40 protein-coding genes are annotated in these 24,842 nt (G+C 38.3%); 8 read left to right on the forward strand and 32 right to left on the reverse strand.

What is annotated here, in order from left to right:
* Positions 1-5: 5 nt before the first annotated feature.
* The 26 genes from rpsM to CVT00_RS09495 form a co-directional block, all read right to left on the reverse strand.
* The gene (rpsM, locus tag CVT00_RS09370; protein WP_012140556.1) at positions 6-374 is read right to left on the reverse strand and encodes a 30S ribosomal protein S13; all 369 of its coding nucleotides are present in this window, start codon (positions 372-374) and stop codon (positions 6-8) included.
* A 3-nt stretch (positions 375-377) separates the two neighbouring features.
* Positions 378-491 (reverse strand): 50S ribosomal protein L36, encoded by a 114-nt coding sequence (gene rpmJ, locus CVT00_RS09375; protein ID WP_002941545.1) that lies wholly within the window; start codon positions 489-491, stop codon positions 378-380.
* A gap of 189 nt (positions 492-680) precedes the next feature.
* A complete protein-coding gene (gene infA, locus CVT00_RS09380; protein WP_002848031.1) occupies positions 681-899 on the reverse strand; it encodes a translation initiation factor IF-1 in 219 nt (72 codons plus the stop codon).
* 33 nt (positions 900-932) lie between these two features.
* Positions 933-1,691, reverse strand: coding sequence for a type I methionyl aminopeptidase (map, locus tag CVT00_RS09385; RefSeq protein ID WP_103557791.1), 759 nt, complete (start codon positions 1,689-1,691; stop codon positions 933-935).
* A 1-nt stretch (position 1,692) separates the two neighbouring features.
* On the reverse strand, positions 1,693-2,955 hold the full coding sequence (gene secY, locus CVT00_RS09390; RefSeq protein WP_009295263.1) for a preprotein translocase subunit SecY: 1,263 nt from the start codon (positions 2,953-2,955) through the stop codon (positions 1,693-1,695).
* Entirely contained in the window at positions 2,955-3,356 is a 402-nt protein-coding gene (gene rplO, locus CVT00_RS09395) for a 50S ribosomal protein L15 (protein ID WP_103557790.1), read from the reverse strand. Before rplO ends, secY begins: the two co-directional genes overlap by 1 nt.
* A 15-nt stretch (positions 3,357-3,371) precedes the next feature.
* A complete protein-coding gene (gene rpsE / locus CVT00_RS09400) occupies positions 3,372-3,815 on the reverse strand; it encodes a 30S ribosomal protein S5 (RefSeq protein ID WP_002941646.1) in 444 nt (147 codons plus the stop codon).
* A 15-nt stretch (positions 3,816-3,830) separates the two neighbouring features.
* A complete protein-coding gene (gene rplR / locus CVT00_RS09405) occupies positions 3,831-4,187 on the reverse strand; it encodes a 50S ribosomal protein L18 (protein WP_103557789.1) in 357 nt (118 codons plus the stop codon).
* A gap of 10 nt (positions 4,188-4,197) precedes the next feature.
* Positions 4,198-4,734 (reverse strand): 50S ribosomal protein L6, encoded by a 537-nt coding sequence (gene rplF, locus CVT00_RS09410; protein ID WP_002941606.1) that lies wholly within the window; start codon positions 4,732-4,734, stop codon positions 4,198-4,200.
* Between the two features lie 178 nt (positions 4,735-4,912).
* On the reverse strand, positions 4,913-5,308 hold the full coding sequence (gene rpsH, locus CVT00_RS09415; protein WP_035169968.1) for a 30S ribosomal protein S8: 396 nt from the start codon (positions 5,306-5,308) through the stop codon (positions 4,913-4,915).
* 9 nt (positions 5,309-5,317) lie between these two features.
* Positions 5,318-5,503 (reverse strand): type Z 30S ribosomal protein S14, encoded by a 186-nt coding sequence (locus CVT00_RS09420; RefSeq protein WP_002941532.1) that lies wholly within the window; start codon positions 5,501-5,503, stop codon positions 5,318-5,320.
* A gap of 1 nt (position 5,504) precedes the next feature.
* Positions 5,505-6,050 carry a 50S ribosomal protein L5 gene (rplE, locus tag CVT00_RS09425; RefSeq protein ID WP_107915832.1) on the reverse strand — a complete coding sequence of 182 codons (546 nt, stop codon included), beginning with the start codon at positions 6,048-6,050 and terminating at the stop codon, positions 5,505-5,507.
* 5 nt (positions 6,051-6,055) lie between these two features.
* Positions 6,056-6,292: a 50S ribosomal protein L24 gene (gene rplX, locus CVT00_RS09430; RefSeq protein WP_002941666.1), complete on the reverse strand. Its 237-nt coding sequence runs from the start codon at positions 6,290-6,292 to the stop codon at positions 6,056-6,058.
* Positions 6,292-6,660 carry a 50S ribosomal protein L14 gene (rplN, locus tag CVT00_RS09435; RefSeq protein WP_002941516.1) on the reverse strand — a complete coding sequence of 123 codons (369 nt, stop codon included), beginning with the start codon at positions 6,658-6,660 and terminating at the stop codon, positions 6,292-6,294. Before rplN ends, rplX begins: the two co-directional genes overlap by 1 nt.
* Positions 6,660-6,911: a 30S ribosomal protein S17 gene (gene rpsQ / locus CVT00_RS09440; protein WP_002941511.1), complete on the reverse strand. Its 252-nt coding sequence runs from the start codon at positions 6,909-6,911 to the stop codon at positions 6,660-6,662. Before rpsQ ends, rplN begins: the two co-directional genes overlap by 1 nt.
* A gap of 1 nt (position 6,912) precedes the next feature.
* Positions 6,913-7,107, reverse strand: coding sequence for a 50S ribosomal protein L29 (gene rpmC, locus CVT00_RS09445; RefSeq protein ID WP_002941625.1), 195 nt, complete (start codon positions 7,105-7,107; stop codon positions 6,913-6,915).
* Complete coding sequence (gene rplP / locus CVT00_RS09450; RefSeq protein ID WP_002941572.1) at positions 7,094-7,519, reverse strand: 50S ribosomal protein L16; 426 nt, start codon at positions 7,517-7,519, stop codon at positions 7,094-7,096. The genes rpmC and rplP overlap by 14 nt, the downstream gene beginning before the upstream one ends.
* Before the next feature lie 2 nt (positions 7,520-7,521).
* Positions 7,522-8,220, reverse strand: a complete 699-nt coding sequence (gene rpsC, locus CVT00_RS09455; protein ID WP_002941650.1) for a 30S ribosomal protein S3 — start codon at positions 8,218-8,220, stop codon at positions 7,522-7,524.
* 1 nt (position 8,221) lies between these two features.
* Positions 8,222-8,554 carry a 50S ribosomal protein L22 gene (gene rplV / locus CVT00_RS09460; RefSeq protein ID WP_009295259.1) on the reverse strand — a complete coding sequence of 111 codons (333 nt, stop codon included), beginning with the start codon at positions 8,552-8,554 and terminating at the stop codon, positions 8,222-8,224.
* An 11-nt stretch (positions 8,555-8,565) separates the two neighbouring features.
* A complete protein-coding gene (gene rpsS, locus CVT00_RS09465; protein ID WP_002941639.1) occupies positions 8,566-8,847 on the reverse strand; it encodes a 30S ribosomal protein S19 in 282 nt (93 codons plus the stop codon).
* A gap of 2 nt (positions 8,848-8,849) precedes the next feature.
* The gene (gene rplB, locus CVT00_RS09470; RefSeq protein ID WP_103599323.1) at positions 8,850-9,683 is read right to left on the reverse strand and encodes a 50S ribosomal protein L2; all 834 of its coding nucleotides are present in this window, start codon (positions 9,681-9,683) and stop codon (positions 8,850-8,852) included.
* 1 nt (position 9,684) lies between these two features.
* Positions 9,685-9,966 (reverse strand): 50S ribosomal protein L23, encoded by a 282-nt coding sequence (locus tag CVT00_RS09475; protein ID WP_002941535.1) that lies wholly within the window; start codon positions 9,964-9,966, stop codon positions 9,685-9,687.
* A 1-nt stretch (position 9,967) separates the two neighbouring features.
* Positions 9,968-10,582 (reverse strand): 50S ribosomal protein L4, encoded by a 615-nt coding sequence (rplD, locus tag CVT00_RS09480; RefSeq protein WP_002941609.1) that lies wholly within the window; start codon positions 10,580-10,582, stop codon positions 9,968-9,970.
* Complete coding sequence (gene rplC / locus CVT00_RS09485; protein WP_002941563.1) at positions 10,579-11,157, reverse strand: 50S ribosomal protein L3; 579 nt, start codon at positions 11,155-11,157, stop codon at positions 10,579-10,581. The genes rplD and rplC overlap by 4 nt, the downstream gene beginning before the upstream one ends.
* A 20-nt stretch (positions 11,158-11,177) precedes the next feature.
* Positions 11,178-11,486 carry a 30S ribosomal protein S10 gene (gene rpsJ / locus CVT00_RS09490; protein WP_009295257.1) on the reverse strand — a complete coding sequence of 103 codons (309 nt, stop codon included), beginning with the start codon at positions 11,484-11,486 and terminating at the stop codon, positions 11,178-11,180.
* Between the two features lie 332 nt (positions 11,487-11,818).
* Positions 11,819-12,442, reverse strand: coding sequence for a hypothetical protein (locus tag CVT00_RS09495; protein WP_103599325.1), 624 nt, complete (start codon positions 12,440-12,442; stop codon positions 11,819-11,821).
* 174 nt (positions 12,443-12,616) lie between these two features.
* On the opposite strand from CVT00_RS09495, the gene CVT00_RS09500 reads away from it, so the two are divergent.
* The 3 genes from CVT00_RS09500 to CVT00_RS09510 all read left to right on the forward strand — a co-directional run bounded on the left by CVT00_RS09500 (position 12,617) and on the right by CVT00_RS09510 (position 15,200).
* Positions 12,617-13,711, forward strand: a complete 1,095-nt coding sequence (locus CVT00_RS09500) for an ATP-binding protein (RefSeq protein ID WP_107915834.1) — start codon at positions 12,617-12,619, stop codon at positions 13,709-13,711.
* Between the two features lie 80 nt (positions 13,712-13,791).
* A complete protein-coding gene (locus CVT00_RS09505; protein ID WP_103557787.1) occupies positions 13,792-14,646 on the forward strand; it encodes an S-adenosylmethionine tRNA ribosyltransferase in 855 nt (284 codons plus the stop codon).
* Positions 14,646-15,200, forward strand: a complete 555-nt coding sequence (locus CVT00_RS09510) for a ribonuclease HII (protein ID WP_103557786.1) — start codon at positions 14,646-14,648, stop codon at positions 15,198-15,200. The genes CVT00_RS09505 and CVT00_RS09510 overlap by 1 nt, the downstream gene beginning before the upstream one ends.
* Here CVT00_RS09510 and CVT00_RS09515 read toward each other — a convergent pair.
* From CVT00_RS09515 to CVT00_RS09540, 6 genes are all read right to left on the reverse strand, one after another.
* Positions 15,192-16,769 (reverse strand): DUF4153 domain-containing protein, encoded by a 1,578-nt coding sequence (locus CVT00_RS09515; protein ID WP_103557785.1) that lies wholly within the window; start codon positions 16,767-16,769, stop codon positions 15,192-15,194. The two genes, CVT00_RS09510 and CVT00_RS09515, sit on opposite strands and share 9 nt — an antisense overlap.
* Positions 16,770-16,861: 92 nt before the next feature.
* Complete coding sequence (gene frr, locus CVT00_RS09520) at positions 16,862-17,419, reverse strand: ribosome recycling factor (protein ID WP_107915836.1); 558 nt, start codon at positions 17,417-17,419, stop codon at positions 16,862-16,864.
* Positions 17,409-18,368, reverse strand: coding sequence for a polysaccharide deacetylase family protein (locus CVT00_RS09525; protein WP_103557784.1), 960 nt, complete (start codon positions 18,366-18,368; stop codon positions 17,409-17,411). The genes frr and CVT00_RS09525 overlap by 11 nt, the downstream gene beginning before the upstream one ends.
* Before the next feature lie 2 nt (positions 18,369-18,370).
* On the reverse strand, positions 18,371-18,700 hold the full coding sequence (gene secG, locus CVT00_RS09530) for a preprotein translocase subunit SecG (RefSeq protein WP_002941549.1): 330 nt from the start codon (positions 18,698-18,700) through the stop codon (positions 18,371-18,373).
* 62 nt (positions 18,701-18,762) lie between these two features.
* Entirely contained in the window at positions 18,763-19,146 is a 384-nt protein-coding gene (locus tag CVT00_RS09535) for a hypothetical protein (RefSeq protein ID WP_002941503.1), read from the reverse strand.
* A complete protein-coding gene (locus CVT00_RS09540; protein ID WP_002941542.1) occupies positions 19,139-19,837 on the reverse strand; it encodes a Bax inhibitor-1/YccA family protein in 699 nt (232 codons plus the stop codon). Before CVT00_RS09540 ends, CVT00_RS09535 begins: the two co-directional genes overlap by 8 nt.
* 171 nt (positions 19,838-20,008) lie before the next feature.
* Between CVT00_RS09540 and CVT00_RS09545 the strand changes: the two genes are divergently transcribed.
* Genes CVT00_RS09545 through CVT00_RS09565 form a run of 5 tightly spaced genes read left to right on the forward strand, consistent with a single transcriptional unit; the run spans position 20,009 to position 24,841 of the window.
* Positions 20,009-20,653 carry a carbonic anhydrase gene (locus CVT00_RS09545; protein WP_021086289.1) on the forward strand — a complete coding sequence of 215 codons (645 nt, stop codon included), beginning with the start codon at positions 20,009-20,011 and terminating at the stop codon, positions 20,651-20,653.
* Positions 20,646-22,490, forward strand: a complete 1,845-nt coding sequence (locus CVT00_RS09550; RefSeq protein ID WP_103557783.1) for a mechanosensitive ion channel domain-containing protein — start codon at positions 20,646-20,648, stop codon at positions 22,488-22,490. Before CVT00_RS09545 ends, CVT00_RS09550 begins: the two co-directional genes overlap by 8 nt.
* 10 nt (positions 22,491-22,500) lie before the next feature.
* Positions 22,501-22,659 carry a hypothetical protein gene (locus tag CVT00_RS09555; RefSeq protein ID WP_181000457.1) on the forward strand — a complete coding sequence of 53 codons (159 nt, stop codon included), beginning with the start codon at positions 22,501-22,503 and terminating at the stop codon, positions 22,657-22,659.
* 45 nt (positions 22,660-22,704) lie between these two features.
* Positions 22,705-23,799 carry a GGDEF domain-containing protein gene (locus CVT00_RS09560; RefSeq protein WP_103557782.1) on the forward strand — a complete coding sequence of 365 codons (1,095 nt, stop codon included), beginning with the start codon at positions 22,705-22,707 and terminating at the stop codon, positions 23,797-23,799.
* Positions 23,792-24,841: a GGDEF domain-containing protein gene (locus tag CVT00_RS09565; RefSeq protein WP_107915838.1), complete on the forward strand. Its 1,050-nt coding sequence runs from the start codon at positions 23,792-23,794 to the stop codon at positions 24,839-24,841. The genes CVT00_RS09560 and CVT00_RS09565 overlap by 8 nt, the downstream gene beginning before the upstream one ends.
* Position 24,842 lies beyond the last annotated feature (1 nt).

The raw sequence follows: 24,842 nt of genomic DNA on the forward strand, positions 1-24,842 counted from the left end.
TTGCCTTACTTAGTAGCCGCACCGACAGTTTTACGTCTGCCTTTTCTGGTTCTAGCATTAGTTTTAGTCTTTTGACCACGAACAGGAAGACCCTTTCTGTGGCGAAGACCTCTATAACTTCCAAGATCCATAAGAGCTTTGATATCCATAGCAACTTGTTTTCTCAAATCACCCTCAACGACGTGGTGCTCTTGAATTTCTTTACGGATAGCTGCTGCTTCGTCTTCGCTAAGCTCATAAACTCTCTTGTCGTAAGAAATTCCAGCTGCGTCAAGAATTTGACGAGATTTATAAAGACCTATACCATAGATATAAGTCAAACCATACTCGATTCTCTTTTTGTTTGGTAAATCTACACCTGCAATACGTGCCATGCCTTATCCTTGTCTTTGTTTATGTTTTGGATTTTCGCAGATAACACGAATTATGCCACTACGTTTGACAATTTTACATTTGTCACACATCTTCTTTACAGAAGGACGAACTTTCATTTTAGTCTCCTAAAAATTTATTCCACTTTTTTAGGGGCTGCATCAGGTCTAAAGAAATAATTTAAACCAACTATTTTCAAAATAAGTGGGGAACTTTGAAAATAATTCTTCATACAGCTTTTCGCAAAGCTTGGATTTTATCCAAAGCCAGCTTTAAATTTACTTAGCATATTTGCCACAAAATCAAATTTACTTATATCTATAAGTGATCCTGCCCTTGTCTAGGCTATATGGCGTAAGTTCTACTTTTACGCGGTCGCCAGGCATTATCTTTATATAATGCATTCTCATCTTTCCGGCGATATGACATAAAATTATATGTTTGTTGTCGAGCTCAACTTTAAAAGTTGCATTTGGCAGTGCTTCAACAACATTTCCATCAATCTCAATGACATCGTCTTTTGCCACAAATTCTCCTTTCTTTAAATTTTTCTCTAAATTTCACGCTTGACTTAAAATTTCAGCTTTGCCATTAACTATCGCTATACAATGCTCATAATGGCTAGTTCTCAAACCATCTTTTGAGGTTACTTTCCAGTTATCGCTTCCTAAAACTGGCGTGCCATCTTTTTGGCAGATCATCGGCTCTATACAAAAAACCATTCCCTCTTTTATCTTTGGTCCAGCTTTTGGGTTGTTTCCTTCAAGATAGTTTGGAATTTCCGGCTCTTCATGTGGCCTTTTACCTATGCCATGACCGCAATATCCGCGCAAAGGCACATAGCCTCTACCTAGTATAAATTTCTCAAGCTCGTAGCTAATCTCTTTAAAATGCATACCAGCTCTTATAAAATCAATCGCAAAATAAAGCGCGTCTTTTGAGCAAGCGATCAAATCCTCGTCATCTTTTGAAATTTTACCAACCCCAAAAGTCCTAGCCGAATCGCCAAAATAACCATCTAAATTTGAGCCAATATCAACACTAACGATATCGCCCTCTTTTAGTTTGTATTCGTTTGGAATTCCGTGGATCACCACTTCATTGACGCTTATGCAAGCTGCATTTGGAAAGCCGTAAAGCCCTTTAAAGGCAGGTTTTGCTCCAGCAGCTCTTATCATATCTTCGCAAATTTTATCTATCTCAAGAAGGGAAATTCCGGGTTTTATGATCGTAGAAACGTGATCAAGTGTTCGAGCGACGATCTTATTCGCCGCTCTCATTTTCTCTATCTCAGCTGGTCTTTTTAGCGTGATAGCCATTTTATAGACCTACTGCACTTAGAGTTTGGTATTTGTTTGTATAAGACTGAGCTTCTATACGTCTCATCGTATCAAGTGCTACTGAAACCACGATAAGCACTGATGTACCACCAAAATAAAATGGTACGCCCATAGTCTTGACAAGTACCCAAGGTAGTGTTGAAATAATACCTAAGTATAAAGCTCCACCTAAAGTTAGTCTGCCAGCTACTTCGTTTAGATAGCTAGCTGTACTTTCGCCTGGTCTAACACCAGGGATAAATCCACCTTGTTTCTTTAAATTTTCACTTATATCTTTTGTGTTAAAGACGATCGATGCATAGAAAAATGCAAAGAAGATTATAAATAAAAATGTTAAAACGTTAAACATATAGCCATTTGGACTTAAAAAGTCGTTGATAGCCTGGATTACTGGATTTGTGCTAGCCTGCAAAATAGTGCTTGGAAACATCAAAATCGCACTAGCAAATATCGGTGGGATAACGCCACTTAAATTTACTTTGATCGGTATATAGTTCATTATACGTTTGTTTTGATTTTCCATTATCACTTTTCTTGAGTAAGAAATAGGGATACGTCTTTCGCCCATCTCGACAAAGATAATAGCGCCAATGGTCGCTAGAATAATCACCAAAATAGCGATGACTGTTAGGAAATTCATCTCAGAAGTATTTACCAAATTTACAGTTCCGCCGATAGCACTAGGTATGCCAGAGACGATGCCCGCAAAGATGATAAGACTTATACCATTGCCTATACCGCGCTGTGTGATCTGCTCGCCTATCCACATAAGTAGCATAGTGCCAGTTAGCATAGATACAGCAGAGATCGCGATAAATAAATTCATATCTATCATGATAGCTTGCTCGCCGCCACGACCGCTTAAGCTTTGAAGTCCGATAGAAACGCCGATTGATTGTACAAGAGTGATAACGATAGTTGCATAACGTATGATTTGCATATATTTTTGCATACCGTCGCGCTCTTTTTTCATCTGACCTAACTTTGGAAATGTCGCTGCTAGAAGCTCCATGATGATCGAAGCTGTGATGTAAGGCATGATGCCTAGAGATATGATACTTAAACGCTCAGCGGCTTTACCACTAAACATATTAAATAGACCCAAGGCGTTGCTATTGTTTGAATTGAAAAATTCTTTAATTACGTCGACATTAACACCAGGAACTGGCACATAAGCCAGTATCCTGTATGCGAACAAAAATGCCAACGTGATTAAAATCTTGTTGGTCAGTGTTTTATCCATTATTTTGTTCCGCTAACGCTAACGTTCTCGTCTTTGATCTTTGAAGCAAGAGCTTTTGCGCTTGCACCGATTAGTTTTATCTTAGTAACGCTCTTTGCGATTTTATGAACGCTAGCTATTGTTGCTATTGAAATTTCAGCAAGCTCTTTTATAGCTGTGATCTTCTCAACATTGATAACATAAGGTTTTTCAAATTTAGATGCAAAGCCTACTTTTGGAAGACGTCTTTGAAGTGGTTGTTGTCCGCCCTCAAAACCTCTTTTTTCATTGTAGCCTTTTCTTGCTCTTTGACCTTTATTACCTTTGCCAGCAGTTTTACCATTGCCACTGCCTTGACCACGACCTATTCTTTTAGTTGCATGAGTTGAACCTGCAGCAGGTGTTAATTTTTCTAATGCCATCTTAACTCCTTTCTCTTAGCTTTTTAGCAAACTAAGTGCTTTTATAGTAGCACGAACTACGTTTGCTGAGTTGTTTGAGCCAAGTGATTTAGTAAGGATATCCTTAATACCTGCAAGCTCGATAATAGGACGTGCACTACCACCAGCGATAACACCAGTACCCTCGCTAGCTGGGCGAAGTAACATTCTACTTGCGTTATATTTTACCTCTACATCGTGAGGGATAGTTGTGCCTTTGATCTTAACATGGATAATATTTTTAAATGCGTCGTCAATTGCTTTTCTCATCGCATCTGGCACCTCTTTAGCTTTGCCATATCCAAAGCCAACTAGGCCATTTCTATTACCAACAACAACTAAAGCTGTAAATCTAAATCTACGACCACCTTTAACAACCTTTGTAACCCGACCGATATCGACGATTACTTCTTCAAATTCTTCTCTATTATATTTTTCCATCGATTTTCCTTTGGGTTATAGCTTGATGCCATTTTCTCTTAAAGCTTCAGCAAATGCTGCGATAACGCCATGGTATAAATAACCATTTCTATCAAAAATTGCAACATCTATCTTCTTGACTTTTAAAGCCTTAGCAAATTCTTTAGCTAAAGTGACCGCACCTTCTTTGTTTGCTTTTATGCCTATTTTTCTACCATCAACTGCAGCTAGTGTAGTAGCTGTAACATCATCAATCGCTTGAACATAAAGAGTTCTGTTTGATTTGAAAATAGAAACTCTTGGGCAAGTTGCAACACCAGAAATTTTACCTCTGATTCTTCTTTTTCTCTTAATTCTAAGAGCGATTTTTCTTTTTAGTACTTTTGCTGTCATTTACCGCCCCTTACTTCTTAGATGTCTTGCCCGCTTTGCGGATGATACGTTCTTCTAGATATTTAACGCCTTTGCCTTTATATGGCTCAGGTGGTCTAAATCCTCTAACTTGAGCAGCCACTTGACCTACTACTTGTTTGTCGTCACCTTTGATAGTAATAACGTTTTTATCAACGCTAGCTTCAACACCTGCTGGTAGCTCATAGTTAATAAGGTGTGAAAAACCAAGAGAAAGCTCTAAAATTTTGCCTTTTGCAGCTGCTTTGTAACCAACGCCGTTGATCTCAAGCTGGCGGGTAAAGCCATGAGTGATACCAGTTACGATGTTGTTAGCAAGTGCTCTATATGTTCCCCAGTAAGCTCTGCTTTGGCGATCTTCGCCCTTTGGAGCAAAAACTATATGACCATTTTCTATCTTGACATCAACGTGACCTTTTGTGTCAAGCTCTTTTAAGTGATTGCCCTTTTTAAATTTTAGGACATTATTTTCAACGCTAACGTCTACACCACTTGGGATAGCGATAGGCTGTTTTCCAATACGTGACATTTTTTTCCTTTACTTGTCTAGGGTGTTCCTACATTTACGAATAAACACCACAATGCCGTAAATTTGATCGTCAAATTTGACGAAACCTGACTAAATTTAGCTTTGGCGAAATATAAAATTTCACCTAGCTAAAGTTAAATTTCTAAATTTAAAACAACGCCAAAACGCTGTTTTACTATTACCAAACGGTACAAAGAACCTCGCCACCAACGCCAGCTTTACTTGCTTCAATACCGCTCATAACGCCTTTGCTTGTGCTAACGATAACTGTTCCATAACCATTTTTAAAACGCTTAATGTCGTCTTTGCCTTGATAAACACGGCGACCAGGTTTTGAAACCCTTTTAAGCTCGTTTATAACGCTTCTGCCGTACTCATCATACTTTAAAACTACGTTTATAAATTTCTTGTTACCTTCTTCGATAACGTTGTAGCTCTCGATATAGCCTTTTGCTGCAAGGATAGAAAGAGTAGCCTCAACAACCTTAGAATGAAGCAATTTTGCAGTCTCAAGTCTTCTCATACTTGCATTTCTAATGCGTGTTAATCCATCTGATATTAAATCGTTCAACATTTCTCTTCCTTACCAACTTGCTTTTTTAAGACCAGGTATTAGGCCTTCGTTAGCCATTTTTCTTAGGCAAACACGGCAAATTCCAAAATCTTTATAAACAGAGTGCGGACGACCGCAAATTTGGCATCTAGTATAGCCACGAACCGCAAATTTTGGCTTGCGTGCAGCTTTTGCTATCATTGATTTCTTTGCCATTTTACTTTCCTTTTACAAACGGCACACCAAATAGCTCTAGCAATTTGAATGCCTCTTTATCATTTTTAGCCGTAGTAGCAATCGTAATATTCATACCATGAGTTCGTAAAATTTTATCATACTCAACCTCTGGAAACATTAGCTGCTCGCTAAGACCAAAGTTATAGTTTCCACGTCCGTCAAAGCCATTTTTTGGAAGACCACGGAAGTCTTTAACTCTTGGAAGAGCAACGCTTATTAGCTTATCTAAGAAAGCATACATTTGCTCTTTTCTCAAAGTTACTTTGATACCAACAGGGAAGCCTTCGCGAACTTTAAAGCCAGCAACTGATTTTTTAGCATCAGTGATAACCGCTTTTTGTCCAGCGATAAGTGAAATGGTATCAGCCATATTTTGAAGCACTTTCTGATCTTTCGCAGAGTCTCCAGCACCTACACTGATCACGATTTTCTCGAGCGCAGGGATAAGCATTGGATTTTTGATGTCAAATTCTTTTACGAGAGCTGGTTTGATAGTTTCGTTAAATTTATCTTTTAATCTACTCATATCTCTTATCCTTCAACTTTCGCGACGTTTGATATATCAATTGGCATCTCTTTATTTACGTGACCACCATTTGGAGTTTTTTCGCTTGGTTTGATAGCTTTTTTAGCTATTTTGCATCCCTCAACTATAACCTGACCTTTTTTTGCAAGAACTGCTAAAATTTTACCAGTTTTGCCTTTATCGTCACCAGCGATGATCTTTACAGTATCGCCTTTTTTGACTTTAAATTTTACATTAGCCATTATAAAACCTCCGGAGCTAGCGAAACAATCTTCATAAAGTTAGCATATCTAACTTCACGTCCAACTGGTCCAAAAATACGAGTGCCGACTGGCTCTTTTTTGCTATCAAGTATAACAGCTGCATTCTCGTCGAAGCGGATTAGCGAACCATTATCTCTTTGAACCTCTCTTTTAGTTCTTACAACAACAGCTTTTACAACCTGTCCTTTTTTGATCTTACCATTTGGAAGAGCTTTTTTAACAGAGCAAACTATGATATCGCCAAGTGTAGCGTATCTTCTTTTGCTGCCGCCAAGAACTTTTATACACATTAACTCTTTTGCGCCACTGTTATCAGCAACTGCAAGTCTTGTAAAACTTTGAATCATTACTCAACTCCCTTTGCCAATACAGCTTTTAAGCGAAAATTCTTGCGAGCTGAAAGTGGTCTGCACTCAACTGCAACAACTGTATCGCCTGCTCTTGTCTCATTTTTCTCATCATGAACTAAATACTTCTTAAAGCGTTTTACAAATTTATGGTATCTTGGGTGCATAACGCGTCTTTCTACCAAAATAGTAGCTGTTTTATCTCCAGCTTTTTGTAAAACAACACCTTGAATTTCTCTTTTTAATGCCATTTTACGCCCCTTGTCTTGTTGCACTAATTGCAGTGTTGATCTGAGCTATCTCTTTGCGAACAGCACTAATCTCATTAGGGTTGCTTAACTGCATAGTTTTTAGCTTTTGTCTCAATGTAAATAAAAGCACCTTTTTCTCTTTTAGCAACGCGTTTAATTCTGCAACGCTCTTATCTTTTAACTCAGTATATTTCATTTTCACTCTCTCGCGTTACAAATTTTGATTTGAAAGGAAGTTTGTGTAGAGCCAAAGTTAAAGCTTCACGAGCCAACTCTTCGTCAACACCAGCCATTTCAAATATTATACGACCAGGTTTAATGTTCATAACCCACTCTTCAACTCCAGCCTTACCTTTACCCATACGAGTTTGTAGAGGTTTTTTAGTAAGTGGCTTGTCAGGGAAAACCCTAATCCAAATTTTAGCCTGTCTCTTTACGTGACGAGTTAGAGCTTGACGAGCAGCTTCTATTTGGCGTGAATTTACCCTACCAGCTTCAACAGCTTTAAGTGCAAATTCGCCAGTTGCTAAAGATGCTCCACGAGTCGCATAACCACGGTTGCGACCTTTCATTTGCTTACGAAATTTCGTTCTTTTAGGCATCAACATAATTATTTACCTCTTCTTGCTCTACGTGTTTTCTTAGGTGCCTCTTCTTCAGTTTTCTCAGGTTGAACACCTTTTTGAAGAACCTCACCTTTAAAAATCCATACTTTAATACCTATGTTTCCATAAGTTGTATGAGCCTCAGCTACACCGTAATCTATCTTTGCTCTAAGAGTATGAAGCGGAACGCGACCTTCTAGATACCACTCGGTTCTTGCCATCTCAGCGCCACCTAAACGACCAGCAACTGAAATTTTGATACCTTTAGCGCCTGATTTTTGAGCACCTTGGATAACTTTTTTCATAGCACGTCTAAATGCGACACGCTTTTCAAGTTGCATAGCTACGTTTTCAGCAGCAAGTTGAGCTGAAGCTTGAGCTTTTCTTTCTTCTTTGATATTTACATTTACTTCTTTGCCGATAAGTTTGCTAACTTCGTTCTTTAGGTTTTCAACATCTTGACCTTTTTTGCCAATGATGATACCAGGACGAGCTGCAACTACGGTTACACGAAGTTTTTTAGCCGTTCTTTCTATTAGAATTTGGCTAATTCCTGCATAGTAAAGTTTTTTCTTTAAAAATGCACGAATTTTGTAATCTTCGCCGATATTTTCAGGAAGACTTTGTTTGGTTGGAAACCATCTAGATTCCCAGTTGCGGTTAATTCCTAGTCTAAGACCTATTGGATTTACTTTTTGTCCCATATTATGCTTCCTTCTTTTCAGGTTTAGATACTTCTACCATTACATGAGAAGTAGGTTTGCGAATTTTGCTCGCTGTTCCTCTTGCTCTTGGTCTAAATCTCTTTAATACAGGACCAGCATCAACGCGGCAACTAGTTACTACAACCTCTTCTGGCTCAAATCCGCCATTTGCTACTGCTGAGCTAATAGCGTTTGCTATAAATTTAGCACCACGATTTGGCATAAACTGCAAGCTTGCAAGTGCTAGCTCGGCATTCATACCTTGAACTTCTCTTGCTATAAGTCTTGCTTTTGTAGGAGAAAGTCTTACGAATTTTATAATTGCTTTACTCATATCATCTCCCCTTACTTGCCGATTTTCTTTTGCACTGAGCCTTTGTGACCCTTAAATGTGCGTGTTGGAGCAAATTCGCCAAGTTTATAGCCTATATGATTTTCTGTAACATATACAGGAATAAAGCTCTTGCCATTATGAACGTTAAATGTTAGTCCAATCATTTCAGGTACAATCGTGCTACGTCTTGACCAAGTCTTGATTGGTTTGTTATCGTTTGCATTTTTTGCGGCAATAACTTTTTTCATTACATGATCATCTACGAAAGGACCTTTTTTGAGTGATCTTGCCATCTCTATTTTCCTTTCCTTCTTGAAATTATAAGCTTATCGCTAGCTTTTTTACGGCGAGTCTTAGCACCTTTAGTTGGTTTACCCCATGGAGTAACTGGGTGACGGCCTGAATTTTTCTTACCTTCACCACCACCGTGTGGGTGATCAACTGGGTTCATAGCAGAACCACGTGTTTGTGGGCGGATACCGCGGTGGCGATTACGTCCAGCTTTACCGATAGTGATGTTAGCCCAGTCTTCGTTGCCTACTACACCGATACTTGCCATACACTCAGCTAGTACTTGTCTCATCTCACCACTTGGCATTCTTAAGATAACGTACTTCTCTTCTTTACCCATTAGCTGAGCATAACCGCCAGCTGAACGAGCTATCTGAGCGCCTTTGCCAGGTTTTAGCTCTACGTTATGAACGATAGTACCAACTGGGATAAATCTTAACTTCATAGCGTTGCCTGGTTTAATATCTAGTGAGCCCTCATCAATAGATGCGATAACGTCACCAACATTTAGGCCATTTGGTCTAATGATATAGCGCTTTTCACCATCTTTATAAGCTATAAGAGCGATACGGCAGTTTCTGTTTGGATCGTACTCGATCGCTTCAACTTTACCTTCTATACCAAATTTGCGACGTTTAAAGTCTATGATACGATAAAGTTTTTTTGCACCTGCTTCTTTGTGTCTTGAAGTTATACGACCATTGTTATTTCTACCGCCAGACGCAGGTAGTTTAACAAGCAAGCTTCTAACGCTTGGTTTAGCTGTTATATCTTCAGAGCTTAGTCCAGTCATATATCTACGACTAGGTGTATATGGTTTATATGATTTTATAGCCATCTTACGCCTCCGTATTTTCTAGGCTTACGCCTTCAGGTAACTTAACGTAGAATTTCTTTATCTCGTCACGTTGGCCTGCTCTTCCTCTAAAACGCTTAACCTTGCCGCTAATTCTAAGTGAATTTACGCGAACAGGCGTTACTCCAAAATACTCTTGCAAAACCGCTTTTAAGCTGTTTTTTGTAACTCTTGGTGAAGTTTGGATAACAACAACGCCTTGTTCTTGAAGGCCTAGAGTTTTTTCTGTATAAATAATTGTTTTGATATCAGTTATATCCGCCATTTTAGCCCTCTTTTGTTATAGTTTTTAGTGCAGCTTTTTCAATAATAACCGAACTAAATGTAGAGACAAGATAAGCATTTACCTCATTTGCATCTACTACATAGCAGTTTGCTAAATTTCTAAAAGCAAGTAGTGTTTTATCGTCTAGTAAATCTTTAACGATAAGCGCATCTTTTACTTTTAAATTTTTGATGATATTAGCTGCATCTTTTGTCTTTCCAGACTCGATTGAGATGCTATCTACTGCGAAAATTTTACCATCTTGTGCTTTTGCTGCCAAAGCGTACTCAAGAGCTAGTCTTTTTTGTTTTTTATTGACTTTTTGAAAATAGTTTTTCTCGTTTGTTGGACCAAATGCAACTGCACCGCCTACCCAAACGTTAGTTCTAGTTGAACCCGCTCTTGCACCACCACGTCCTTTTTGTCTCCATGGTTTTTTACCACCACCGCTTACAAAAGCACGGCTTTTAGTATGAGCCGAATTTGCTCTTATACCAGCAAGGTAAGATTTTACATAAAGATATAGGTTGTGCGGATTTACTTCAGCGTAGCTTGCAGGAAGCTCTAACTCGCCTGAATTTTCAAATTTATCGTTTAATACGTGAATTTTACTCATTTTACAATCCTTATTTTACCCATTGCACCATTGTGACCAGGAACGCAACCTTTTACAACTACGATGCCATTTTGAGCGTCAAAGCTTATTAGCTCGTTTTTAACAGTAACTTTCTCATTACCCATGTGTCCTGCCATTTTCATACCTGGTTGAACACGACCTGGCCATTCGCAGTTACCAATTGAACCGTGGCGTCTGTGGAAACGTGAGCCGTGGCTTTTTGGACCACCACCGAAACCATGTCTTTTTACCACACCTTGGTAGCCTCTACCTTTTGAGTTAAAGCTAACTTTTAAAATTTTAGCCTCATTTAATGGTGTAAAGTCTAGGTTTCCAACTTCGCTATTAGCTACTTCAAGCGTAGCAAATTTGTTAAATTCTGCAGTCAGATTGTATTTCTTTTGCTGACCAGCGATAGCTTTGTTGTTTGCTTTAGTGTGGGCATACGCTACGATAGCACGTTTGTTTTCGTCGATCTCACATACTTTAGCCTCAACTAGCTTAAGTAGTGTAACTGGCGTACTCTTCGTGGCAATCGTTCTACTCATGCCTATTTTTTCTACAATATATTCCATACTCTTATCCTTTTGTCCGCTTATTTCATCGCACGAACTTCGACATTAACTTCTGGAGCTAGGTCGAGTTTTGTTAGGCTATCTACAGTTTCTGGAGTAGCAGCTACGATGTCAAGCATACGAGCGTGTATTCTCATCTCAAACTGCTCACGTGAGTCTTTGTTGATGTGTGGAGATTTTAAGACTGTATAGCGTTTGATCTTTGTAGGCATTGGTACCGGGCCACGAACGTCGGCACCTGTTCGTTTGACAGCTTCTACGATTGCTGCAACAGTGCGGTCTAGAACTCTATGGTCGTAAGCTTTTAGCTTTAACCTGATTCTTTCCATGTGTTTTCCTTTAAAAAGAACTTGTCGCAAACTCGCGACCTCTTTACATCAAAATAACCCGCATAGGATCAAGCGATCGTACGAGCAAGACATAGGTCTTTCGTAAAGAGACTGCGATTTTACAAAAAAGCTATTATAGTTGTCAAGAAAAACGCTATTTTTTGTTGAATTTTGATTAATTATTTCCTTTTGATAAGGAAAGTATCTAGGTTGGCTGTAAATAAATTTTAAATTTTTTATATATCAGTATGAACTTTTAAATGAAGTAAAAATTTATCCTAGTTATTTTTTTAACTAGGATAAATTTGATTATTGTAAAATTACAATATTTTTTACTTTTTTTGATTTTTTATGTATTCTTGATATCCTTTAAAATCATAAACAAATCTCTTTATCTCTTGCCCTGTAGTATAGTCTTTATAAATTGATTCGTAAGAGTTGCCAACTTCCATAAGTTCTACAACATTTTTATTACTATAAAGAGCTTGTTGTATTGCCGCTTCACCTTTCTCAATAAATTCAGTATCTTTATTTGAGCCACCACCTTCATAATTTTTTTTCATTAATTGTGGCGTTAGCTCTATTATTTTTACAATTTTTTTATTTGGAATATCACAATATGGTGGGTGGAATATCATACCAAGATCTCTAATATATAATTCATATGGGGGGTTTTTTGCGAAGACTGGGTCATTGTTTGCTATACTATATTCACCACGAGGTCCAATTTGCACTTGTCCTTCATATTTTGGTGAATTATAATACGTTACAGCAAGTCTTCTTGCATCTTTAAATTTTTCTTTTGCAGTTGCGTCTACAACTAAGCACCAAAGATTTAGATCCTGCTCTTTTGCCATTTTTAATGACAATTCTTTGCTTGGTGGTAAAGTTAAGCTGCAACCAGTAAAAGACAACGTTATTGCACCTAAGATAGCTAATTTACTTATTTTTTTCATTTTTACTCCTTTAAAGTATATTTTTATTGTTGTTTGACTATCAAATTCGGTCTATTTTTTTGAAATTTAAAGCATTTTACGTCTATTGCACTTAAGTATTTATTAAAAATTTACACAATATTTTCCTTTTTAAAAGGAAGTGGCTATAATTTCAAAAAGTCAAAAAGGTTAAATTTGAAAAATTTAGAAACGCTCTATCAAGCACCCATTAAAAATGCTAAATTTATCCCAAGAAAATATGAGATCATCTCGCCAAAGACACTCATCATTGGTGCTGTATCAAGTGGCAAAACAGCCCTTGTTTATGAGTTTTTGAGCCATTATAAAAGCGAGGAGAGACTTTATATAAATTTAGACGATCTAAGGATAGATAGAGCCTCTCTTTTACTAAATTTAAAAGAGTTTTTAGAAAAAAATAGCCAGATAAAGGTGCTCGCAGTTGAAAATTTACAAGGCGCTGATCTTGCAAATTTAGACTTTCTAAAGGACGCTGCACTTGAAAATATCATCCTTACAAGCAAGGAATTTTCACTCTCGCTTGATGGCTTTGCACGCATAAATTTAAACTATCTCGACTACGAGGAATTTATACTATTTTTTAAGAAAAATTTGGACCAAGACCTGCTTTTTAGCTACTTTTTGGCCCATGGCAACGAGATAGCAAGCGCCTTTTTGGACTCCAGCGAGGTCACAGCTCACTTGCAGCAGCTCTTAAGAGCAAATTTAAACGAGCAAAGCATCGCTATCTTAAAAGAGTGCGCGACAAAGTGCCACGACACCATAAGCGCCTTTGGGATTTATAAAAATCTAAAAGAGCAGATGAAAATTTCAAAAGATAGCGTTTATGGCGCGATAAGCTGGCTAAATGAGAGCGGATACGTGGAGTTTGTGTCAAATTTAGATGAGAGCAGCACGAGTAAGAAAATTTACTTTACAAATTTCGCCCTTCGCAATGCTTTGTGCCTAAAAAAGGACTTTTTGGCTGTCTTTGCAAATGTCGTTTTTTGTGAGCTGCTTAAATTTAAAGATGAAATTTACTATACAAAAGAGATTGATTTTTTCCTTACTAAAAGGAAGCTTGCGATCATCTGCGTGCCCTTTTCTGCGCCTGAGATCGTCTTTTTGAAATTTAAAAAACTCCACGCGAGCCTAAAAGAGCTGGGTGTTAGCAAGCTTCAAATCATCAGCGTTGCAAACCAAGCCGAGCAAAGCATCGAGGGGATAAAATGCGAGATCTTGCCATTTTCTAGGTGGAGCCTAGGTTTATAAATTTAAACTCTTTGTTTGTTTATCATTTTAAAAGACTAGAGATAAAATAGTTATAATCAAAAAAACTATAAAGGACGGACATGAGAGCATTTTTTGGGATCTTATTCATCGCTGCAAGCCTTTTTGGCTATGAGATAAACCACGAAAACTGGGCTAAATTTTATAAATTTAGTGGCGATGCAAATGGTGTGAAATTTGAAGTTTATATGAACTATTTTAAAGATGAATTTGAAAATTTCAAACAAACCAAGAGCTTTAAGGTCCCGCCTAAGATAAGCGGCCACATCTTTTTTGACGGCGCTAAATACGACTATGAAAAAGGCTCTTTTGAGCAAAATGGCAGTGAAATTTCATCACTAAATGCAGTCTCAGACAAGATAAATTTAGACGTTAAAAACGAAAATGGCGAGCTAAAAGGCAAGATAATTGTCAAAAACAAAGCCTACAACGCCACCGTAAAAGAAGAAAAAGAGTATGAGATCCTAAATATCGGCATCCAAATGACCGAGGCAAACGGCACGAGATATGAGGCGATCACTAACGATATCTTCGCTAAAGACTCAGCCAAAAAGTATAAAAACAAGCTTCTTGCAGAGTTTTACGACCTAAAAAGCGAGCGAAAAAAATGGCCAAATAGCCAATATGAGAGCCTAAAAGAGATCTACTACATCAACGACAAGATAAAGAGCGTTTGCACCTATAAAAATGAAAAAACAAACTGCGAGGTGATCTCACTTGCGACAAATAAAAAACTAAAGCTAAAGCAAATTTTTAAAGATATAAACGACAGCCACCTAAAAGCGATCCTTGCAAACGCAGGCGTGAGCGATAACTTCGTGCTTTCGCCACTTGGGCTTACATTTTTAAACGAGGAGCAAATCAGCGTCCCACTTGAGGAGCTAAGACCTTACTTTAGCGATGAAGCCGGGCTGTAATGGCTAAAATTTGCGGCATCGACGAGGCTGGACGTGGGGCGCTGGCTGGACCACTAAGCGTGGCTGCTTGCGTGCTAAATAGCGAAATTTCTGGCCTAAACGACTCCAAAAAACTAACCGCAAAAAGGCGCGAGGAGCTCTTTAAAGAGATCACAAAAAGCTCAAATTTCCTCATCGCCTACTTCTCAAACGCCCAGGTAGACGAGCTTGGACTAAGTGAGTGCTTAAGGCGCGCGCTCAAACTTTTCAAGGCGCATTTTGAGGACTTTGAGATCATTTATGATGGAAATTTAGACTACGGTGTTGGTATCACGACGATGATAAAGGCTGACGGCAAGGTAGCTCAGGTAAGTGCAGCCAGCATCCTAGCAAAAGTAAGCCGCGACCGCTTGATGAACGGCTGGGATAAATTTTATCCAGCATACGGCTTCGCAGGACACAAAGGCTATGGCACAAAGTCACACCTAGATGCCATAGCTAAATTTGGCTACTCAGACTTTCATAGAAAAAGCTTTGTCATAAAGCCAAAACTAGCTCAAAGCTCGCTATTTTAGCTGCGCATCCTCCATATAAAAAAGCACGCTTGCGCCATAAAATTTATAAACTCCGTTTTCTTGCACGATTTCCATAGAGCGCAGAACAAAGACCCTTTTGCCTACTTCAAGGATCAAAAGCTGCTCTTTTAGCCGCTCAAATACCTCAGCGCCAAAGTCGCCGTCTGGCCTTAAATTTAGACTCGCAAGCGCTTTTTCTAGGTGCTTTTGCATATCTATGCTAACTCTTTCATTATCTAGCTGCATAACAAGATCATCGCCATTTGTGCTGCTTGTGACTACGCTTTTTATGGTCGCCTCTTTGACGTTTATGCCGATGTTGCCTGAGTTAATGCTAAATATCTGCCACTTTTTCTGCTCAACTTTCTCAAGACCCGCTATAAATTTTTTATTTTCTAACGCAAATTTATCGCCGTTTTCTAAGAGATAGTCAAATTTATCTTGCAAAAAGTAGAGCTTCTCTTCGCCTATCTTACTCACGTCGCCACTTAGCAAGCCGCTACCATCAAGTAAATTTAACGCTCTTAGCTCTCTTAGTAAAAGCTCTTTTTGAGAATTTAGCACAAGCAGCTTCGTATCAAGGACAAAATGGGTGAAAAATATGCCAAATATCATGAAAAACGCTAGAAATTTATAAGGGAAATTTCTAAGAAATATCATCACAAAATAGCTCAAATTTGCAAATATCACGCAGGCGATGAGATAGATCCTAGGCTCGCTTAGGCCGTACTCACCGACCCTGTGCATGACGCCCCACCAAAGCATTATGCTAGGCAAGATGATAAAAAGTGGCAAGAGCCTGAAAATTTGATCATAAATTTGGCTTTTGATTAGTAAATTTAGCCCCCTTAAAACAAAGCCAGCGATCAAACAAGCAAGCACGATATAGGCTACTCCGCCTCGTGGCAGCTCAAGCAAAACAAGCCTGTAAATGCAGTATAAATTTAAAAGCGCCACATAGATGATAAGCAGGGGATTTAGGATGAAATTTATGACGATCTTGATGAAATTTAAGAGCCTATACTCGCTAAATTTACTCTCAAAAAAGATAAATAGACAAGGCAGAGCAAAAGAGGCTAGTGTCAAATAGAGCCTTTGCATCCTGTGGCTGGTTAAAAGTTCTAAATCAAAAAGGTAGTTAAGCCCTGCACAAATAGCCACAATGCCAAGAAAAAATAGGTGAAAAAGGGCAAATGAGATGAGTAAATTTAAAAGTCTTGCCAGGCTCCCTCTTACAAATTTCTCATTATCTTTGGCAAAATTTAAAGAAAATAAAAGCACAAAAGCTATGAGATAAAGTGCCACAAGATCGCTAGCGTGACCGCTTAGCTTGAGACCAAAAAAGTAAAGGCTAGCTCCAAATATCAAAAAGTATAAAGGGAGTAAAATTTCTCTTTTATTTAGGTAGATAGCGACCAAAAGTAGCGGCTCAAGCAGCCAAAAACCTCTATACTCATCCACTATCTGGCTGGGGCTAAGAAAAATGGTAGCTAGGCTAAATGCCAAAATGGTAAGAAGCAAAATTTTCTTATCAGCAAATGCGGTTTTTAGTTCAGTGGCGATCTGCAAGGTCGTCCTTTAAAGAGTGAAATTTAGCCACATTGCATGGCTAAAAAGTGGAGGTTTAGAAATTTGCAAGGGGCGCAAATTTCTAAGTAAATTTAAATTTTTAAAAGCTCGGCTTCTTTCTCTTTTACGAGAGTGTCGATCTTTGCGGTGTAGGTGTCAGTTATCTTTTGAACCTTGTCTTGACCTTTTTTGCTCTCGTCTTCAGTTATAGCTTTGTCTTTTTCAAGCTTTTTGACCTCGTCATTTGCGTCTTTTCTCACGTTTCTGATGCTAACTTTGGCCTTTTCGCCCATAGCTTTTGCGTGTTTTGCATTTTCTTGGCGTTGCTCGACGGTCATCGGCGGGAAAAATAGCTTAACGCTCTCGCCGTCGCTGTTTGGATTGACGCCGATATTTGCAGCTTGGATGGCTGATGAGATCGCTTTTATCATGCTCTTTTCCCAAGGCGTGATAGCGATAGTTGAAGCGTCGCTCGTAAGCACGGTGGCTACTTGATTAAGCGGAGTTGGCGAGCCGTAGTAATCAACCATAACGTTATCTAGGATGTTGATATTTACTTTGCCAGTTCTTAGCGTTGTAAAATCGCGTTTTAAAGAAGCGATCGCCTTTTCGCAACCCTCTTTTTGGGTATCGTAAATTTTATTTAGCATTGGTGTCCTTTATTAGAAGTTTTGTGCTTCTGTGATGATCTACTTTTAGCGACATTAACACTTTGCGTTTATCAAGTGGTGGGTTAAATTTGCACTCAAAAACGCCATTTGTCATAGGTACTTTTCTAAAGCCATCAAAGCCAGTCATGAAAAAACTGCCCTCACTTGCGTTAGTGTCGGTCTTGATGATGAGTTTATCGATAGCGTTATTTTGCGGATAGCCCTCTGGAAATATCCACTGGGCATTTAAAAATTTACTATTAAAAGTTAGTGCTATTTTTGTGCCATTCATCACTGGCGTTCTGTAAAGATCATAAACATCGCTTTTATCTGAAACTGCGCCCGAGTTTTGATTTAAAAGTGCTAAAAAGCCAAATTCTTTTGCCAAAGAGATAACTCTACTATCAATCTCGCCGTAAGGGACTGCAAAGTATTTTGGCTTATAGCCCATGTGCTTTTCAAAGGTCTCAACGCCCTTTTGAAAGTCCTCTCTTAAGGCCTCATCGCTAAGTTTAGTCATTCTTGGATGAGCGTATGAGTGGTAGCCGATCTCGCCGTAAGCTTCTAGCTCTTTGATCTGATCAAAGTCTAGATAATCGCCATATTTGTTCGCGCTTGCCTCTACATAGACCATCAAAGCAAATGGGTAGTTATACTCTTTAAAAAGCTCAAGAGCGTTATTGTAAAAGCTTTTGTATCCATCATCAACGGTGATAACGATCCAGTTATCAGGGATCGGCTCGCCAGCATTTACCGCATCGACAAGCCTTGATAGCTTGACAACTTCGTAGCCATTATTTTTGAAGTATTCAAACTGAGCTCTTAAATTTTGAATAGAAATATCTGTGCTAACGTGCCTTGGATCATCAAATCGGTGATAAACTAGGATGTGAGCGTCTGCTAAAGCAAACGTTAGCGTCAAAAGTGACGCTAAAAACGTTTTTATCATTGTTATTTTGCTGGATTTTGCGGTGCGCTAGGAGCTGCTGGCACGTCGTTTGATTTTGGTATGACTAGAGATTTGCTATCGACGCTATCAACGATAGAGCGTTTTAGATCTTTATTGTAAAAATATCCAAGCGCAAGTGTGTTTAGGATAAACAAAACGCCTACCACAAAGGTAAATTTAGCTAAAAATCCAGCTGGTCCTTTTGCTCCAAAAAGGCTCTCGTTGCTTCCACTGTATGCTCCAAGACCGATAGATGAGCTCTTTTGGAGTAAAACTGCGATCGTGATAACGACAGCTAGAACAAATTGTAAGATTAAAAATATTAAACTCACGAAATTTCCTTTAAATTTTTTAAATAGTTTGCGATTATACAAGAAAAGATTTAAATTTTTAGTTAAAGTTCTTTTTCAAGCTCATAAAGCTCGTATCTTATGCTTTTAAAAAGCTCAGCTCGCTCTAAATTTATCAGCTTAAAGCACTCTTCAAGCACGCGAGCGCTCTCCTGGGCACGTTTGAAATTTGCAGTGATGATCTCGTCTAAATTTGATCTTTCTTGCTCGCTTTTTGTGCTGGTTTTCAAAACGTCGTTTTGTGAATTTCTAAATTTTAAAAATTCTTTTTGTGGGATCTTTGCCTTGTGGCGGAGGGACTTTATCTTATAGGCGAGCTTAGCATCATCAAAGACATATCTTTTTATATCTTCAACGACGCGAAGCCCTTCTTTTAGCCTATTTAGATTCGCATCTATCACTCGGTAGATGCGCTCGTCATTAGTCATTTCTATTAAAAATGCCTAAAATTTGTAGTAATGATGTAAATAAATTTACAAAATCAAGATACAAAGCAACAGCACCCTCAACCGGCGTCTCGTAGTTGCCACGGATGATATTTTGTGTATCAAAAAGTATGTAAGCACTAAATAAGATCGATGAAATACTTGCGATTACAAGTTGGAACATCGTGCTTTTAACGAAAATGTTGATGATCGCTGCTACAACGATAACTATCAAAGTTATAAATAGCATCTTGCCCATCGTTGTAAAGTCGCGCTTTGTATTCATCGCAAAGACGCTTAATGCACCAAATGCAACTGTCGTCAAGCCAAACGCTTGAGCTACGATACTAGCGCCACTTGGCATAGCAAGGATCGCTGAAAGTAGCGGAGTTAGCGTAAGACCGCTTACAAATGTAAATGCAAAAAGAAGTATTAAATTTAATCCCTCTTTGCGTTTAGCTGCCATTAGACCAAAAAGCAACACAAACTCTAGTATCACAAGTCCCCAAAACAAAAATCTATTTGCCGCAAAAACGCCAGCGATGCTAATGCCTACATAAGCACCAGCTGTAGCTGAAAGTAGTGATGCTGCAAAAAGCTGATATGTCTGCTTTATAAACGTGCTTAGTGAGCTTTGAGAATACGCAAGCTCTTCTTGATTTTGCTTAGCGTAGTTTCTGTCATACAAACTCATTTTTTCTCCTTATGAATTTTTTCGGTGAGTTTAGCCTAAAATAATTAAACAATATATAAAAAGAAGTTTAATAAAAAATATTAGTTTAAAGTCCGTTTTAGAGAGCATTTTTTTGATTAAATAAAAGTTGCTATAATCGCGATAAAAATATAAAAAATGGAGATAAATTTTATGGATGATTCAATACTTGAAGGTGCAGTAAAATTTATGGAAGATGGCTTTTTAGAGCATGAAGAGCTCTTTAAAAGCTTGCAACACAAGCAAGATCCGCACACGCTTTTCATATCATGCGTGGATTCAAGGGTCGTGCCAAATTTGATAACAAACTGCCTGCCAGGCGAACTTTTCATGGTACGTAATATCGCAAACATCGTGCCACCATATAGGGTGAGCGAAGAGTTTTTGGCGACCACTTCGGCGATCGAATATGCGCTTGAAGTTTTAAACATCAAAAACATCATCATCTGCGGACACTCTGACTGTGGTGGATGCGCGGCGCTTTATGTTGATGAAAAGAAGCTAAAAAACACTCCAAACGTTAGAAACTGGATCAGGCTAATAGAGCCGATCAAGCGAGAAGTGCTTAAATTTACAAGCGACGATCCAGCCAAAATGGCGTGGCTAACCGAGAGGCTAAACGTGATAAATTCGATCGAAAACATAATGACATATCCAAATGTAAAAGAGGAATATGAAAGTGGCAAGCTTCAAATTTATGGCTGGCACTACATCATAGAAACTGGCGAAATTTTTAGCTACGATTTAAAAGAGGGCACATTTAAACTTCTAGCGGACAAAAGAGGCGAAAATGCGTAAGTTTCTAACCATCATCCTGATTTCTTTCATAACTCTTTTTGGCGCTGATAACAACGTAACGCAAGAAGACGATATCATCAGCATAACAAATCAAATTCAAACCCTAAACAGCCAGATAAATATCATAAAATCTCAGCAAAAAGACCTAAACGCTTCAAAGATCGATAACTCAAATTTGATCACTCTTCAAAAGAAAAAGAGCGATCTTTTAGAAAAGATACCAAACTACGTCATGCAGATCGAGGTAACACAAAGCGATATAAATAAATATAATCTGCAAAAAGAGGCGCTAGAGAAAAAAGTAGCTAGGCTAGAGAAGCAGTCAAACAAGGATGCCTACATTCAAAGTGCTATCGAACTTGAGAAGATGAAGGTTGATTACGCTTACTACTCAGCGCTTATTAGTCTTGAAGAGATCTTTAAAAAGGGTGCTAAGGCAAATTCTATAAAAGAAGTGATAGATAATGGACTTTTAAATTTACAGACAAATTCTTATGTAAGTATAAAAGATCTAAAAGACTCACTAAATGACACTTCAGGCTCTTACGACAGCGCTTTTTTTGACCTTGAGCTGAAAAAAGAGAGTGAAGAAGAAATTTTAACCTATCTTAAAAATAACGCCGATCTTCTAAGCTCAAGCATGCTCTTGTCTGAGCTAAATTTAGTCGATGCAGTCGAGTATATAAACAAAACAACAGCCATAAATTCAAGCAAATTTAACATCGGCAAGATCGTTGTTATCGTTGCGATATTTTTATTTTTCGTCTCGCTAACTAGAATTTTAGCCAAGCTCACCTACTGGGTGATGTCACTCGTCGCTTCAGGCGAAGGGGTAAAAGAGGCTAAAAATCAGATCGTTGATATCATCAAAAAGCCGATCTCAGCACTTCTTATCATCTATGCGCTAAACATCTGTATCGGCATTGGATTTTATCCAGTGCCAGTGCCTCTAACGGTAGCAAATATCTTTTCTATCATATATATAGTCGCATTTTCATGGCTTGTCCTCACCATACTAAATGGCTACGGCATCGCTATACTCGATAAGATCGCGCAAAAAAGCAAGCGTAAAGAGGTGATAAACCTAGCACTAAAAGTGATCTACGTGATCGTGCTGATCATCACACTTTTACTGATCCTTCAAAAGCTTGGCTTTGATATCTCGGCACTCATCGCCTCACTTGGTATCGGTGGTCTTGCTGTTGCCTTCGCTGCTAAAGACATCATCGCAAACTTCTTTGCCTCTGTTATGATGCTCTTTGACAACTCATTTTCACAAGGCGACTGGATAGTTTGTGGCGACATCGAAGGCACGGTCGTTGAGATAGGTTTTAGAAAAACAACAGTTAGAAGCTTTGATAACGCCCTTATCTTCGTGCCAAACTCAAAGCTAGCGAGCGATCCTGTTAGAAACTGGAGCAGAAGAAAGGTCGGCAGACGCATAAGAATGGTTATTGGCATCGAGTATGGGCCAACTACAGAAGAGATCAAAAAATGTGTAAATGACATCAAAAATATGCTAATAAATCACCCAGATATCGCTAAAAGCGAAGATATCGCGGCTAATAAAAGAGGACTAAAATATAGACAAAACATAGTTTCAGTTGATGACTACGCTGGATATAAGTCAAATTTATTTGTCGTGGTTGATGACTTTGCTGATAGCTCGATAAATATCCTAGTTTATTGCTTTGCCAAAACTATCGTTTGGGGAGAGTTTTTAGACGTAAAACAAGATGTAATGCTAAAAATTATGGATATTTTAAAGCAAAATGGTCTAAATTTTGCATTCCCAAGCCAAAGCTTGTATATCGAAAATATCAAAGATAAAATTTAAGGAGAGAAAAATGAGTGATGATTTTGACTACGAAGAGGTAGAAGAAGACTACTCTGAATTTAACGATGAAGACGAGGGTAGTAGCGATAGCTATGACTATAACTACGACGAAAATGACTACAACTATGAAGATAGCGATGAGGATGAGGATAGTTACGACTCGTATTAAAATGGTCTAATTAAATTTAATGGATGAAATTAACGGAGAGAATGCTTGGTACAGGAATTTATAGAGCAAGATAGCTATAAGGCTATCGATGACATTTACAAAACGATATTAAACGTAGCGATAGTAAGTAACGCCTTTGTCTTGATCGTGCTTTGCAGTTTTTACTTTGACTTAACGATCATTTTTATCTGTTTTTTATTTCTTTCTATTAGCACTGCTTTAAGGATTAGATTTAATATCAAATACAGATTTTTAATCTCTGCCATCTTTCAACTAAATGTCATCACCGCAGTTATCGCTGGCGTTGTTGGCATGGGCTGGAGCTCTAATATATGGATAACACTCCTTGGCGTTATCTTTATAAACTACTTTTTGGCTTTTAACCAAAGGCTTCTTACCTACTCTGTCTGCCTTCTTGAGCTATTTGTCCTTTTGTGGCTATATCTTACATATAAAGATAAAGTAGTTGGGATAGACTCCATGGTACAAATAGGCTCAACCTGTATAAGCGTTTTCTTTACTTTTTACTTGGTCTTTAGACTTTCGTTTTTCTCTGACGCGATCACATCTAGTGGCTACAAACAGATCAGCGAAGAGAAAGAGGAGATAGAGAGAATTTCTAAGTATGACTTTTTGACTGGTCTTTTAAATAGACGCTCGATCGAGAGAACACTTAGATATGAGCTAAAAGAGCTTAGGGAGAAAAGCAGTGACGCAAATTTAGTCGTTATGCTAGGAGATATAGATAACTTCAAAAAGATAAATGACACCTACGGACATGACTGGGGCGATAAGGTCTTAAAAGAGATCGCAAGGGCCTTGCAAGATACTTTTAGAGAAAATGACCACATTTGTAGGTGGGGTGGAGAGGAATTTCTAGTTATCTTGCCTGAAGTTAAAACTGAAGACGTAAAAAAGGTAGAAACCAGACTTGGCACAAGGATAGCACAGGTAAAGTTGCCTGATAAGAGCTCAGTAACCATGACCTTTGGTCTGGTTCTTTGTGCAAATGGCGTTATAACTGATATCGACACAGTCATAAACAAAGCTGATAAAAAGCTATATGAGGGTAAGAAAAATGGTAAAGACCGCATCGAGTATGAGATCATGAAGGCAAATAAGGACAAAGACAATGCCTAAAATTTCACTTTATATCTCACAAAAGATCATCGTCTTTTCGCTCCTAGCTGTACATACTTTTTACCTGGTTATGTTCTACCTCATGGGCGAAGAAATTTTGGCTGTGGCAAACATCCTATCTGTTAGCATATATCTTTTTGCACTAAAGATACTCTTTGATAGCGAAGAGAACAATAAGATCGTAATGCTCATCTTGCAAGTAGAAATTTTACTCCACGCCTCACTTTGCGTCTTTATCCTTGGTCTAGGCTGGGGCTTTGAAATTTTATTTTTAACATCGACAATTAGCCTCTTTTTCTTATCGGTTAGCTTTAAAATGTTAAGCAGACTTATCTCTTTGCTAGATATCGCGGCATTTTTGCTTTTTTATCTAGTGATAGATATACCAGCAAAAGATGATACCTTATATAAAGAGATATTTTTTGTATTTAACCTAACCGCATCTTGCGTGTTTGCTGTTCTAACATCATTTTTGCTAGAGAGCTCAAATTTATTTATATTCTTAGGTATCTTAGAAGAGAAAGAGTCTGCTAAAGCTGTCTTTAACCACGACCCACTAACAGGGCTTTTAAACCGCGCTTCGATGCAACAAATTTTTAGACAGAAGAATTTATTTGACGGTAATGACTTTGCTATCGTGATGTGTGATATCGATAACTTCAAAAAGATAAATGACACCTACGGACACGGAGCAGGCGATGAAGTACTAAAGAGCCTTTCTAAAATTTTCAAAAACGCTTTTAGAAATGAAGACAGGGTTGCAAGATTTGGCGGCGAGGAATTTCTAGCTGTTATCTTTGATGTTAAAAAGGCAAAAGCAGTTAGCATCTTAGAGCGTATCAGAGAGACGCTTAATCAAAATGTCGTTGAATTTGAAAACAATAGGATCATAGCGACGATGACATTTGGTGTCGTGGCACATAGTGGCAACACTGAGGTGAATATCGAGCGTATGATCAAGCAAGCTGACGAGCTACTTTACGTTGGTAAGCGAAATGGTAAAAATATCGTTATGAGCGCGGATTACGATCCAAGAGGATAAA

Origin of the sequence: Campylobacter concisus (assembly GCF_003048675.2) — a bacterium.
GTDB lineage: Bacteria > Campylobacterota > Campylobacteria > Campylobacterales > Campylobacteraceae > Campylobacter_A > Campylobacter_A concisus_F.